Below are 14190 nucleotides of genomic sequence, written 5' to 3' on the forward strand. Positions count from 1 at the left end.
ATGACCTCGTGCATTCGCGATTTGTTAAACAGTGATGAATTTATTGCTCGCCACATTGGCCCTGACGCTTCAGAGCAGGCAAAAATGCTATCTACAATTGGCATCAACAGCCTTCCAGAACTAATCGAAAAAACAGTCCCGGAAGCCATTCGTCAAGCAAATCTAGATCTTTCAGCTAACCCTGTTAGTGAAAACGAAGCACTTGTTCAACTAAAGGCCATCGCCAATCTAAACAAAGTAGCGCGTTCTTTTATCGGCATGGGTTACCACGACACACATGTGCCCTCACCAATTCTGCGCAACCTACTAGAAAACCCAGGCTGGTACACGGCTTACACGCCTTACCAACCAGAGATATCTCAAGGTCGCTTGGAAGCACTATTAAACTTCCAACAAGTCATTATCGACCTAACAGGCATGGAAATTTCCAACGCCTCTTTATTAGATGAAGCGACGGCCGCAGCCGAAGCGATGACACTAATGAAACGCTCCAACCGCAAGAAGAGCGATAAATTATTCGTTGCAAGCCACTGCTTGCCACAAACAATAGACGTCGTTAAAACTCGAGCAGAACTGCTTGAAATTGAAGTCATCGTTGATGATATCGCAAATTTCGCACAACACGATGTATTCGGCGCCATTATTCAATACCCAGGCATTGATGGCACAGTGACTGATTTAACCCCTGTTATTGCTCAAGCACATGAGCAAGGCGCACTTGTCAGCATTGCCGTCGACCTACTGTCTCTTGTTCTATTGAAATCACCAGGCGATATGGGTGCTGACATCGTTTTCGGCTCCGCTCAGCGCTTTGGTGTACCAATGGGCTTTGGTGGCCCACACGCTGCATTCCTAGCAACCAAAGATGCATTCAAACGCTCTATGCCAGGTCGTGTTATCGGCGTATCGAAAGACAGTCATGGCAAACCAGCGCTACGCATGGCAATGCAAACACGCGAGCAACATATTCGCCGTGAAAAAGCGACATCGAACATATGTACCGCTCAAGCACTACTAGCGATGATGGCTGGCTTCTACGCGGTTTATCACGGCCCTGCTGGCCTTAAAAAGATAGCGAACCGCGTTGCGGCGCTTACCAACTGCTTTGCCAACACCATCCAAGCAAAAGGCTTCACCACTAACTCAAGTTACTTTGATACCGTTATCGTTAACACTGGTGAACAAACTGATAGCATCATGAATAAAGGCGCTGAGAAGTTAATGAACTTCCACAAAGCGTCTGACAGCCAAGTGTCTATCGCGTTAAACGAGACAATAACCCCAAATGATCTTATCGACTTAGCTGAATGCTTCGGCGCAGAGCTATCACTAGAAGACATTACAAACACGGAAAGCGCTTATGGCTTTGATGATGCCCTATTGCGTCAAGATGACATACTGACTCACCCAGTATTTAATAGTCATCACAGCGAAACCGAATTGATGCGCTATATGCACCAATTGGAAGTCAAAGACATTGCGCTTAACCAAAGCATGATCCCTCTTGGATCTTGCACAATGAAACTAAATGCGGCATCCGAAATGATTCCGGTTACTTGGGCTGAATTTGGTCGCATTCATCCGTTTGCACCAAGCACTCAAGTTGCTGGCTATCATGCATTATTGCAAGAGCTGATCGACATGCTTTCCAAAGCAACGGGATATGACACCGTTTCTTTGCAACCAAACTCTGGCGCACAAGGTGAGTACGCAGGCCTTATCGCTATCGATAAGTACCACAAATCTCGCGGCGACCATGATCGTGATGTCTGTTTGATTCCAAGCTCAGCTCATGGAACAAACCCAGCTTCTGCTGCGTTAGCCGGCATGAAAGTTGTCATCGTGAAATGCGACGAGGACGGCAACATTGATTTAGTTGACCTTGCTGAAAAAGCTGAAAAGCATGCTGCTGAACTGAGTTGCATCATGGCAACATACCCATCTACTCACGGTGTATTTGAAGAACACATTCGTGAAGTCTGTGACATTGTTCACAAATTTGGTGGCCAAGTGTACATTGATGGCGCCAACTTAAACGCTCTAGTGGGTGTTGCGCCTCCTGGCTCATTTGGTGGTGACGTTTCGCATCTTAACCTACATAAAACATTCTGCATCCCACATGGTGGTGGCGGTCCAGGCATGGGCCCAATCGGCGTTAAATCTCACCTTGCGCCTTTCTTACCTGGCCACGCGGTTTCCCCTGTGATGGGCATGCTTGAGCAACACGGCGCGGTTTCAGCCGCGCCATACGGTAGTGCAAGTATTCTTGTGATCACTTGGATGTACATCAAAATGATGGGTGACAAAGGCTTGCGCGATGCAACCTTCAACGCAATTTTGAATGCAAACTACATTGCTAAGCGCTTAGGCGAACACTATCCAGTACTTTACACTGGCAAAAATGGCACAGTTGCACATGAATGCATTATCGATATTCGCCCATTGAAAGCGGAATCAGGTATTAGCGAAGAAGACATCGCTAAACGTTTGATGGATTTTGGCTTCCATGCACCAACCATGTCCTTCCCTGTTGCTGGCACATTGATGATCGAACCAACGGAATCTGAAAACCTAGAAGAGCTAGACCGCTTCTGTGATTCCATGATTCAAATTCGCAAAGAAATCAGCAAGGTGCAAGCCGGCGAATGGCCTCTAGAAGACAACCCGCTAGTAAATGCACCACACACAGCAGACAGCCTTTTAGATATGGAATGGAATCACGCTTATTCACGTAAAGAAGGCGCTTACCCTTTAAATTGGATCAAAGCACGTAAATACTGGCCACCCGTTGGCCGTATCGACAATGTCTACGGTGATCGCAACCTATTCTGCGAATGCCCCCCAATTGACAGCTATGAAGACTAATCTTCTAAGCAGGTAAAAAGTACTAAAAACAAAAAAAGGCGAATCAGCAATGATTCGCCTTTTTTATTTCATTCGCCATGATGAACCACATCAAATCCATATAATAATTAAAATATAAATGGTATTTTATTTATTAAATGTGCGCATTACACTTTACTTAATGCTAGACCAAGTAAGCTGAAATAATTCTGAAAGGCTTGATTAATACGAAGTCGCTGCTCACCTTGAGGATAAAGGCCTATTTTAGCCTCTTCAGAATGGCGACTGCCTTTTACCAAGAAGGTACTGGTAGGTTTTGTGTCCTCAACGAAGGCTTCGAAGGCGCGCGCTGCCATTTCTTCTGGTTTGGCGTAGTAGATGACTTTTAGCTTTTGATCGGTAAGGCGGGATATTTGAAACATGTCGCTTGGCTCATCCCCTTGCTCGTTCAGCATAATGACTTTGAAGCATTCAGCCAATAACAAGCTCAGCGGATGAGGCTGCCTGTTACGAGACAGTTGTAATTGGGCGCTATTAAGCCAGCATGCAGAAGCAAAATGAGAAGTCGATACGTGCTGGAACATTTTTTCGCCCATATAATGGTCGAAAGCATGAAACCATTCGTGAGCAAGGCTGCCAGCTCCCGCATTTTTGGCTAAGGATAGCTGCCGCGTTGCTGGCATATAGTGAGCGGCTACGCCGGGCCTTCCGCCCTTTCCATATTGAAGCCCAAGAGTACCTCGCAATGATATTAATAGCTCAGGTCCTTGCAACACAGACATTAGGTCTTCCAATGCTCGATAGAAATTGACCGCGGCTCGATCCCTTTCATCTGGCGTTACCCAACGCCCCATTTCAATACCACGAAAATCAAACTGCCGGCGTATTATGACGAAATTAATGGGGGTTTGGTTAAAGGACATGCAAACTCGATAGTTAACTAGGCTAGATTCAAAACGGCAGTATGCTTTATGTTATTCCAAATTGCTGATTAAATTCTGCAATTTTTGAACGGCGCATCTCTTTCAGATCCTGCAACTGATCTTCAACTCTACGCTTGGCAATCTGGATGCTTTCTGGATTACTATTTGTCGCCGCATCCTCTAATTCACGCTCATACTGATCTAATAGCGTATCGTAATCATCCTGGTACGCTTCCTCCACCAGCGCCAAAGCAACTTGATGCTGGTAACTAGCCGCTTTCTCCGTGTGCTTTTGAATGTAAGTCAGTGAATTATCAAAATACAACTGCTTTAGTGAATCTGTTTGGGAATCTGCGCTCTTAAGTGTGCTTTTTCTATCATCGGAAAGCACCCTAGCCTGCAGCACCTCGGCTTCATAGTTAACACCGCCAGTCTGTGCAAAGCTAACAGGTACCGTATTCAGCACAAGAATCGCGGTAAGAGACTGCAGTTTTTTCAAGAAAACTTTCTTCATGCGGACCTTCTTGTTCTATAAAATGTAGATCAAACCTCGTGGAGTTGAACTTCGGTCAAAGTACAAAGTAACCACAAGACGAGTAATAGTGACATTTGATTCTATTGAGGCGAAGCAACAAGAACAACAGTCAAAACACAGATGCACATTTTAATCTTATCTTTACAGCATTAGATTCATCTACTTAGCACTGGAGCCTCTGATTACTACAGATACGGTGAAATATTATGCATAACACGACTTACGTATTCTTCTTTTTCACCGACAGGAGCAACGTAGTCGATCGCATTTTTTGCTTCGTCAATACCGTCTAGTCGGGCAATAACCCATGCAGCAAGATAATGCGATGCCAAACAGCCTCCCGCTGTCGCTACATTCCCTTTCGCGAAAAAAGCTTGATTTAGCACCTCAACGCCAGCTTCTCTCACCCATGGTAATGTTGTTAAATCTGTACAAGCAGGCACACCATCTAATAAACCTAGTTTAGCTAAAACCAAGGTGCCAGAGCATTGCGCACCAATAACCTGACGACTTGGATCAAGTTGTAATTGCGCCATAATAGATGGGTCAGCCACCACGTCTCGTGTTTTTAAGCCACTTCCCACGATGACAGCATCGGCAGAAGCGAGTCCATCAAGCGACTCCTGCCTTTCAATCACGACACCATTCATCGACTTAACTTGTTTAGTTGGGCTAGCAATGGACACCTTCCAACCTTTATTTTTCACTCTGTTCAAAATACCAAGCGCTATAAATGAGTCCAGTTCGTTGAAATCATCAAAAGTTAAGATAGATATGTTCATAATTTAATTTTCCTCGAGGCCTGATCATTAATATATTCTATTAACTCATGACACCAAAGTGACTATCGTGAATTATTCATACATAAACAACACAACCTAGTAACCATGTTGAAGATCCAAAAGCAGGGGCTGTATACGAGCACCAGCTAGCTTGTGGACAAAAAGTCCATACTGGCAGCAATCGACAGCGAATCAGTATTCGTTAACATGCATACCCCAGCTAGCTTAATTAGCGGAGAGCTATCTCTCATCATGTATTGCCCTGCTGGTGCAGAATCAACTGGTTTGCTTGCACTGAATGAAAGTGAAAGACACATTAGACCCGTACATCTGCTATAACTACAAAAACCGTTACGGAGCTGCTGTTGGTTACATTATAGAAATCTCTAAAGTTTAAGAGCTAAGATTTAAAAGCTAAAACTTTAAATCTGTAAAAACGAAAAGGGCAACCATCTGACTGCCCTTTTCTTCATCTGATTATTAAGACAACCACAAAACAACAATCGAAAAACAGACAAACATCAAACCAATAATGGCATCCACCCACCTCATGTGCCGAACAAAGAAATCAGACACATAAGTACAGAGTTTGCTATAAGCTAAATGTACAGCAAAAGTACAGAGCAATAATATTAAAGTGAGAGTAAAAGTCTGCGATACAAGACTGCTATGTTGGTGGATAAAAGCTGGAAGTAAAGCTGTGAAAAACATCAAGGTTTTTGGATTAAAAATAGACAAAATAACACCCGTTACGAATGTCATTTTTCTCTCTGATTTTTGAGACTTCATAGCTTCTTGTTTACTGTTAAATAAAGGCCATAAAATACGCACACCCAAATAGCCAATATACAATCCACCAATGTATTTGATTACCATAAAAGCCAGTTCAGAGTGCAGAATCAGAGCACTTAAACCTGTCACTGTTGCTACGGACACAACGCCCATCCCAAACAAAATCCCAAACATGACTGGTAACGTTCTCCGAACACCAAAAAGCAACGCAGAATTCAATACAGCAAGGGTTCCTGGGCCAGGTGTGCCTGCCGCAATTAAACAAATCGCTATATAATACAAAACCGTGTCGCTACCAAGACCAAACATAAACTCTCCTTTAAATAAGCCTTCATTATCGTCTTGGAGAAATTTGCTTATAGGATAAAATTGCGCTTTTATGTCTCACAAACAATTTGCAGGACACATCATGAACTCGAAAATCGGCTCACACTTCTTTAATCTAGATTGCTATGAAGGGATTGAATGTGTTCGGGCTGATTTCAAAGACCAGCACTTCTCAAAACACGTGCACGAAGGTTATGCAATAGGTGTTATAGAACATGGCGTACAGCGCTTTTTTAATGAAGGTGAAAATCATACCTCTGGGGCTGGCAGTTTAGTAATAGTCAATGCTGATTCCGCCCATACTGGTAGCGCAGCCTCACAAAATGGATGGGGATATCGAGCTATGTATCCAACTCCAGAATTATTCGATGAGCTATTAAGCGACTTTACAGGTAAGCATAAAAACGCGCCTTATTTCCATAACCCGATTATTAACGATGAAAAGCTTATCAAACAATTTAACTTAATATTCAGCTCTCTTTCCGATAAATCATCAAGACTCACCCTAGAGACCATCGTTTATAATTTTCTCATGCAATTGACGCTCAATAGCAAAATCAATCAATCCGTTATTCAAACAAAAAAAGCAAAGAAATCATTACTAAGTGCGAAAGAGTTCATTAACGCTTACGCCAGCAAGGAAATTAGCCTAGAACACCTATCGAAAGTAATTGGCATGAGTAAATATCACCTCATACGTCAATTCCAAGCATCTTTTGGCATTACACCGCATCAATATCAAATCCAGTCTCGAATACAAAAGGCAAAATGTTTACTCAAAAGTGGCGAACAGCCAAGCAATGTGGCGTTGGAGTGTGGTTTTTTTGACCAAAGCCATATGAACTCACATTTCAAAAAAGCATTAGGAACAACACCCTATCAGTACCAAACAAATATTAACGCTTAAAAATGCCCCATTTCTTATAAGCGCAATTTCAAACACTTAAAAACATCACATTTCATACACAGTTTTACTATTTCTTGAGCTCTACCATAGCCGTTATGATAGGCATTGGAAAACGGTTATATCAACAACAAACACAAGAGAAGAATCTAGCCGTCCCAACCCTTTTCAGAATAGCTAAGGAAGCATTCTCATGAAAAAATTTCTCGAAAATAGGCTAATAGGTACTAAACTTGGTTTAGGCTTTGGCTCTGTATTATTACTTGCGCTTATAGTTGGTATAGTCGGTATATCAGGTGTCAATACTTTGCTTAACAGAGCGGATAAAGTACGACTGTCCAATGACTTAGACGATGCCGTTGTTGAAATGCAAAGAGCCAGAGTGCTTTTCGTCGAGTCAGGATCTTCAAAGGATAAAGAGGATCTAGTTCGTCGCACAGAAGTTCTAGCCGATTTCTTGAAAGAAGGTGAAAAAATCTATAATGGCTCAGATGTGAGAGAGCTGGTAATACAAACAGATCAAAACCTTTTAGAGTATAAAAAGGCATTAACCATTCTGACTGATGCCCGAAAAAACTGGGAAGCGATTGACAATGAGGCTACTGGAATACGCCTTAATATATTTAACCAATATGACCAAATCATTAAACAGCTACGTCAGAAAAATGACATGGAAAATTTGAATACAGCTTTAGATGTCGCAAACAGCTGGTATGCTTTGACATCAGAGATAAATGACCACGTCATCAAAAAAGAAAATATACCTATAGAGCTTGTTACAACGAGATTCCAAGCCATTATCAACAAAACAAAAAATCTACAATTATCAAGTGATCTTCAAAGCAAGCAACAAGCAATCCTATCTCTTTTAAACCTATATGAAGACCTTGGGAAAAGAAATCCCGCGGTTAATGCTGAGCTTGTAAAAGCACAAAAAAATCTAATGGCTCTGTCCACTAAGATGAATGATAAGATCGATTCAATCACACTACTTCAAGAAGAAAAGAGCAAAAGTGATGGTGATAGAGTCTCAACGGTTCTAATTACTGTCACTATCATCGCTATACTAATAGGCATTTTCTTTGCTTTGTTAATTCGCCATATGATTGTCAATCCAATGAATGACGTTAAGGCCGCTGTTGAAAAAATATCTAATGGTGACTTAACCCAGATATTAAAAAATGACCGTAAAGACGAACTTGGCCAACTGTATAACAATATCGGAACCATGAGCCGTACTCTTAATACGCTCATTTCCGAGGTCATTAATGGTGTTCTAAATTTAAGCTCAACCAGTGAGCAATTAGAAACCATTTCAAAACAAGGCCAAACTATGATGCAGTCTCAAAAAGATGAGACGGATCAAGTTGCCACGGCTATTAACGAAATGTCCTCAACGGTTGCCGAAGTAGCTCGTAACGCAGAAACAGCAGCAGAAGCGACCACGAAAACAGACAATATCGTTAACCAAGGTAACTTGAAAGTATCCGATACAGCATCTTCAATTGAATTATTAGCCAACGACTTGACCGCAACAAGTAAAGCAATGGAACAACTGAAAACTCGCACCGACAATGTCGGTAACGTATTAGAAGTCATCAAAGCCGTTGCAGAGCAAACCAACTTATTGGCACTTAACGCAGCAATCGAAGCGGCGCGAGCGGGTGAAGCAGGCCGAGGTTTTGCCGTGGTGGCAGACGAAGTTCGCGGACTGGCAAGTAGAACTCAAAGCTCAGCGAAAGAGATAGAAGACTTGATCGTCGAATTACAAAATGGCGCCCAAGAATCTCTGGATAAAATACTAAGAAGCAGAGACTTATCTACTAAAAATGCCGAACAAGCAAAAGAAGTATTGGCTCTTTTTGCCAACATAAGTGAGCAAGTTGGTTATGTGCAAGATATGAATAACCAAATAGCTACTGCTGCTGAAGAGCAATCTCAAGTATCTGATGAAATAAATCGCAACGTTGAAAATGTTCGTCAATTAGCAGACCAAACAACCGAAGGATCTATTGAATCTGTCCGTGCTGTCAGCAACTTAAGAACATTAAGCAATCAGCTCAAATCATTAACGGATCGCTTTAAAATCTAGTGATGGCATCATAATGTATTAGTATTTAAAACAGCCACCTAATCTAAACTGTTATAGGTGGCTGTTTTTATTTACATAAAAAGTTGCTACTAATCACACACACGTAAAGTCCGCGATACCCACAACGAACAGCAAAGACAACTCCCACTAGCAAGAAGCGAAAAAAAAGACCTACCTTAGCAAGCCTTTTTTATTTTTCTATTCAAAAGCGACAAATATCTATGGGAAAATTCCGGTCAAACTGTCATTCATCAAAGCTTGCCACTCTTTATCCAGCGGCGCCTCAAACAGCATACGCTCCCCATTCAACATAATGTCTAATCGTGTCGCATGAAGACATAAGCGCTTAAAGCCAAGGGCTTTTGTTTCTTTTAAGGATTCAGCTGGCGAGTATTTATCATCACCAACAATCGGATAGCCCGCATGCAGCGTATGAACGCGAATCTGATGCGTACGCCCTGTTACTGGCTCACACTCGACCAAACTATAGCCTTCAAACTGACGAACTAATTTAAAGCGAGTTAAACTTTCTTTACCGTCTGTGTGAACCTTCACCACACGTTCGCCAGATTTGAGTTCATTCTTTAATAAAGGCGCATTAACTTGCAATTTTCGCTTAGGCCAGCTGCCATAAACCAAAGCCAAATATGTTTTTTGCACACCTTCTTTTTCACGTAACGCCGTATGCAGCTCTTTTAGTACTGCACGTTTTTTAGCGATCATGATAAGACCCGATGTATCGCGATCGAGTCGATGAACAAGCTCAATAAACTTCTCTAACGGCCGCATTTGGCGAATAACTTCAACCAAGCCGAAGCTCAAGCCACTGCCACCATGAACGGCTAAGCCTGACGGCTTGTTAACAACGATCAACCCTTTATCTTCATAGACAATGCGAGATTCTATCTCGCTTTTCAAACGATCAGACAAAACTGGCTTGTCTGATTCTGGTGCAAGCACAATCGGCGCAATACGCACAACATCTTCATTTTGAAGGCGGTAATCAGGCTTAGTTCGCTTCTTATTAACGCGTATTTCACCTTTCCTAAGTAAGTTGTAAATCTTACCTTTCGGAACACCCTTTAAAAAGGTAACCAAAAAATTATCAATTCGCTGACCCGTATTATTGTCGTCAATAGTGACGTAACGAACCGCTGGACGCTCTGCTGATTTTAGTTCTGAGTCCGACATAAGCTAAGATTGGTTTCCTTTATAATTGAAGCACTTAGTTTTTACTGTTATATTCACATTCGCAAAGGGTAAGAGGCAACAAAACACCTCGAAGATAAGATGCAAGAATTGAATGACAATTGCCGAAGCGACACTTTGGCCCCCTATCTTACCTCTGTAACAGTTAATCTTAAATAATAAACCGCATGATTCGGAAAAATCCGCTTCAGTGGAAGGAACTCTCATTAAATTGCTAGGCCACGCGTTCGCGTTGTTTCGTAAAAGCAAAGAAACGAGACCGGTTAAAGAGACTATTTGGTATTGATCACGGCAGCGACCGCATAAAAGCGTTTAACATAAATAAACGAATCGCGTACTCCTCTCGCCAGAGAACACTAAATGACTTGCTCTAATTCTGAGTCAGATTTATTAATGTTTACCCTATCACTGTTGTGACTCTTTCGTATCAGCCCACAGAGTTCACACATATAATGATTAGAATGCTTATTAATGCAACTCAACAAGAAGAGTTGCGCGTCGCCCTAGTAGACGGACAACGTCTATATGATCTAGACATCGAATCCGGTTCACGCGAACAGAAGAAGTCGAATATATACAAAGGTCGCATCACTCGCATTGAGCCGAGTCTTGAAGCTGCTTTTGTTGACTTCGGTGCAGATCGCCACGGTTTTCTACCTCTCAAAGAAATTTCTAAAACCTACTTCTCCAAAAAGTCCAATCACGAAGGCCGAATTAACATCAAAGATGTGTTAAGTGAAGGTCAAGAAGTGATTGTTCAAGTGGACAAAGAAGAGCGTGGCAACAAAGGCGCTGCTTTGACTACTTTTGTTAGCTTGGCGGGTCGTTATTTGGTTTTAATGCCTAATAACCCACGTGCTGGCGGTATATCTCGTCGTATCGACGGCGACGATAGATCACACCTTAAAGAAGCTATGTCAGGCCTGAACACACCAGAAAATGGTGGATTGATTGTTCGTACTGCAGGCGTTGGTCGTTCAACTGAAGAGCTTCAGTGGGACTTGGATTACCTTGATACTTTATGGTCTTCTATTACTAAGGCTGCATCTGAAAAGCCTGCTCCTTTCTTAATCTATCAAGAAAGCAACATCGTCATCCGCGCCATTCGCGATTATCTACGCGAAGACATTGGCGAAGTATTGATTGATGAGAAAAGCGCTTACCAAGACGCGATAAACTTCGTTATGCAAGTTATGCCGCACTTTAAGTCGCGCATTAAAATGTATACTGACTCCACACCGCTGTTTAACCGCTTCCAGATCGAAACTCAGATCGAAACGGCTTTCCAGCGTGAGGTTCGCCTACCTTCTGGTGGCTCAATTGTTATTGACCCTACAGAAGCACTAGTGTCTATCGATATCAACTCAGCCCGCGCAACGAAAGGCGGAGATATAGAAGAAACAGCACTACAGACCAATTTAGAAGCGGCCGATGAAATAGCTCGTCAATTGCGTCTTCGCGACATCGGTGGATTGGTTGTTATCGATTTCATCGATATGACACCAGTACGCAACCAAAAAGAAGTTGAAAACCGCATGAAAAACGCTCTAGAGGCGGATCGTGCTCGTGTTCAACTTGGTCGTATTTCTCGCTTTGGCCTATTAGAAATGTCACGCCAGCGTCTGCGCCCTTCTCTTGGCGAAACCAGCGGCATTGTTTGTCCTCGCTGTAATGGCCAAGGATTTATTCGTGACGTGGAGTCTCTGGCACTTTCTGTACTTCGCCTTATTGAAGAAGAATGCTCCAAAGAACGTACTGCTCAGATCCGTGCTGTATTACCGGTATCAGTTGCGACTTTCCTACTTAATGAAAAACGTACCAATATTGCGAAAATTGAAAAACGTAACAGCGTTCACATTATTCTTGTGCCAAATCCACATATGGAAACACCGCATTTTGAAGTAGAACGTATTCGCGATGACAGCACAGTTGTTACGCAAAACGAAAATAGCTACAACTTGGTGGAAACACCTGAACAACCGCCTTACGAACCACGTAAAGCAAATGAAAATGTTCGCCCACAAGCAGCGGTAACTAGCATTGCTCCTAAAGCGCCAGCTCCAGAGCACACCGCACCAGTAGCGACACCAAAGGTAACCAAGAGCACGCAGAATACACAAAGCAAGCCAAGTTTGCTTAAACGTATTATGACGGCACTATTTGGTGAGACTCAAACCAAAGCAAAACCTAAAACCGTTAACAAGACTAGCGCTACAACACCTTCACAAAATGATCGTGATCGTGACACTAGTGCATCAAGCAAGCCTAACGATAAGCGTGTAAACAGAAACAAACGTAACGTTAAGCATCAAAATGCGGATCGTGACGACAGCAATACGACTGAAAAAAATCGCTCTACTCGTCAATCACGCCGTGAACAGGCTGAAGCTGGCACGAAAGGCAATAACAACAACCGTCGTAATAACCGTGGCAACAAGCAAGACGCTCAAGAACCGAGAGCTGAAAAGCAAGAAGCGGCTGTAAAAGCAGCTCCTCGCCAACCTCAGAAAGAGGTTCCTGAAGTCAAAGAACGCAAACGCGATCGTAATGACAACCGTCGCCGCAACGGCAAATTAAAAGACGAAGCATTGGAAGCAACTAAACTACAAGAGCAAGAAGATGCAGCTCTAGTAGAAGCAGCTCAAAATGCCGAAGTGGAAAGCAACGAAAATGGCGATGAACCTCAACGTCGTTCACGTCGCTCACGTCGTTCGCGTCGCCCACAAAAAGAAGAAAACAGCACACAACAAGAGAATGTTGAATCTGAAAATGATCAAGCGACAGAGACTGCAGCTGCAAAAACTGAAGAAGTAAAACCAACCACTCCAGAAGTTAAGCAGACTGAAACAGAAAGTGAAGTTAAATCAGAAGAAGATGTGACAACAGAAACCATTTCGGAAGACAAATACAAAACTGAGCAAAATGTTCAGACTGAGAAAACTGTTGAAGCTGTTGAAGCTGTTGAAGCTGCTGAAGCTGTTGAAGCTGTTGAAGCTGTTGAAGCATCACCTGCAGATTCAAAAGAAACAACAGTAGAAACCGTTAAAAACGAGTCTCCTGAAGCAAAACCAACAAAACCTAAGATGTCTGTAAAAGCTCAGATGCGAAAAATTGAGCAACAGACAACTGAAGCAGCAACAGAGCAAACTGAAGAAGAGTCAAACATGACTTCCAAATCAGAAGAGACTCAAACAACTGCTACAGAAGCTACAGAAGAAGCCAATGCCACGGATAAGCCAATACCTGAAGCAGAAGAAGCTAAGACTGTTACTGCAGAACCAGTCAATGCGACAGAAGAAGTATCTACTGAAACACAAGATACTGACGCTGTTATAGTGACGACAAATCAGAAAGAGACCGAGTCTACTGACAACACTTCTGAGATAACTGAAGAAAACGCTAAAACAGAAGAGACATCTAGTCCTTCCACTCGTACTCCTCGTCGCGGACGTGGCAAACCGGCTACCAAACAGGCAAATACAGAAGCTAAAGCGCCTGTAGAATTACCTGCTGCCATTTTAGCCCAACAAGAAAAGCTACGCTTAGAACAGGAAGAAAAACGCAATGCTGCGACATCTCGTCGTCGCGCATCCTCTGGAAGAGTTAAAAACGACCCGAGAATTGCAAGAGAAGAAAAATCAGAATCAACTTCGGAAGCTAACGTAGAATAAACACTGCGGTGTCTATTTAGATAATACAAAGAGCCCGCATTTATGCGGGCTCTTTTGCAACAAGAGCACTATGGATTATTTCAAAGGATTGATTTGAACATAAATAACGGA

General features: G+C 42.6%; 9 protein-coding genes. 4 read left to right on the forward strand and 5 right to left on the reverse strand.

The window, feature by feature from the left end:
- Complete coding sequence (gcvP, locus tag AC2A4J_RS18680; RefSeq protein WP_484177053.1) at positions 1-2865, forward strand: aminomethyl-transferring glycine dehydrogenase; 2865 nt, start codon at positions 1-3, stop codon at positions 2863-2865.
- Between the two features lie 146 nt (positions 2866-3011).
- Here gcvP and AC2A4J_RS18685 read toward each other — a convergent pair whose 3' ends face one another.
- The 4 genes from AC2A4J_RS18685 to AC2A4J_RS18700 form a co-directional block, all read right to left on the reverse strand.
- Positions 3012-3767: a CLCA_X family protein gene (locus AC2A4J_RS18685; protein ID WP_484177054.1), complete on the reverse strand. Its 756-nt coding sequence runs from the start codon at positions 3765-3767 to the stop codon at positions 3012-3014.
- A gap of 46 nt (positions 3768-3813) precedes the next feature.
- Complete coding sequence (locus AC2A4J_RS18690; RefSeq protein WP_484177055.1) at positions 3814-4281, reverse strand: hypothetical protein; 468 nt, start codon at positions 4279-4281, stop codon at positions 3814-3816.
- 206 nt (positions 4282-4487) lie between these two features.
- On the reverse strand, positions 4488-5084 hold the full coding sequence (locus AC2A4J_RS18695; protein WP_484177056.1) for a DJ-1/PfpI family protein: 597 nt from the start codon (positions 5082-5084) through the stop codon (positions 4488-4490).
- A gap of 480 nt (positions 5085-5564) precedes the next feature.
- Positions 5565-6185, reverse strand: coding sequence for a LysE family translocator (locus AC2A4J_RS18700; protein ID WP_484177057.1), 621 nt, complete (start codon positions 6183-6185; stop codon positions 5565-5567).
- Between the two features lie 100 nt (positions 6186-6285).
- Between AC2A4J_RS18700 and AC2A4J_RS18705 the strand changes: the two genes are divergently transcribed.
- Both AC2A4J_RS18705 and AC2A4J_RS18710 read left to right on the forward strand, forming a co-directional pair.
- Positions 6286-7110, forward strand: a complete 825-nt coding sequence (locus AC2A4J_RS18705; protein ID WP_255824679.1) for an AraC family transcriptional regulator — start codon at positions 6286-6288, stop codon at positions 7108-7110.
- A 190-nt stretch (positions 7111-7300) separates the two neighbouring features.
- Positions 7301-9199 (forward strand): HAMP domain-containing methyl-accepting chemotaxis protein, encoded by a 1899-nt coding sequence (locus AC2A4J_RS18710; protein WP_484177058.1) that lies wholly within the window; start codon positions 7301-7303, stop codon positions 9197-9199.
- Between the two features lie 219 nt (positions 9200-9418).
- On the opposite strand, the gene rluC is transcribed toward AC2A4J_RS18710, so the two are convergent.
- On the reverse strand, positions 9419-10390 hold the full coding sequence (gene rluC, locus AC2A4J_RS18715; RefSeq protein WP_255824683.1) for a 23S rRNA pseudouridine(955/2504/2580) synthase RluC: 972 nt from the start codon (positions 10388-10390) through the stop codon (positions 9419-9421).
- A 470-nt stretch (positions 10391-10860) separates the two neighbouring features.
- On the opposite strand from rluC, the gene rne reads away from it, so the two are divergent.
- Positions 10861-14079: a ribonuclease E gene (rne, locus tag AC2A4J_RS18720; RefSeq protein ID WP_484177059.1), complete on the forward strand. Its 3219-nt coding sequence runs from the start codon at positions 10861-10863 to the stop codon at positions 14077-14079.
- Positions 14080-14190 lie beyond the last annotated feature (111 nt).

This window comes from Marinomonas sp. ATLA20 (genome assembly GCF_057180105.1).

Bases quoted from the DNA above. Each gene is read 5' to 3' on its own strand.
- gcvP (WP_484177053.1), top strand. From the start codon at position 1: ATGACCTCGTGCATTCGCGATTTGTTAAACAGTGATGAATTTATTGCT.
- AC2A4J_RS18685 (WP_484177054.1), bottom strand. From the start codon at position 3,767: ATGTCCTTTAACCAAACCCCCATTAATTTCGTCATAATACGCCGGCAG.
- AC2A4J_RS18690 (WP_484177055.1), bottom strand. From the start codon at position 4,281: ATGAAGAAAGTTTTCTTGAAAAAACTGCAGTCTCTTACCGCGATTCTT.
- AC2A4J_RS18695 (WP_484177056.1), bottom strand. From the start codon at position 5,084: ATGAACATATCTATCTTAACTTTTGATGATTTCAACGAACTGGACTCA.
- AC2A4J_RS18700 (WP_484177057.1), bottom strand. From the start codon at position 6,185: ATGTTTGGTCTTGGTAGCGACACGGTTTTGTATTATATAGCGATTTGT.
- AC2A4J_RS18705 (WP_255824679.1), top strand. From the start codon at position 6,286: ATGAACTCGAAAATCGGCTCACACTTCTTTAATCTAGATTGCTATGAA.
- AC2A4J_RS18710 (WP_484177058.1), top strand. From the start codon at position 7,301: ATGAAAAAATTTCTCGAAAATAGGCTAATAGGTACTAAACTTGGTTTA.
- rluC (WP_255824683.1), bottom strand. From the start codon at position 10,390: ATGTCGGACTCAGAACTAAAATCAGCAGAGCGTCCAGCGGTTCGTTAC.
- rne (WP_484177059.1), top strand. From the start codon at position 10,861: ATGATTAGAATGCTTATTAATGCAACTCAACAAGAAGAGTTGCGCGTC.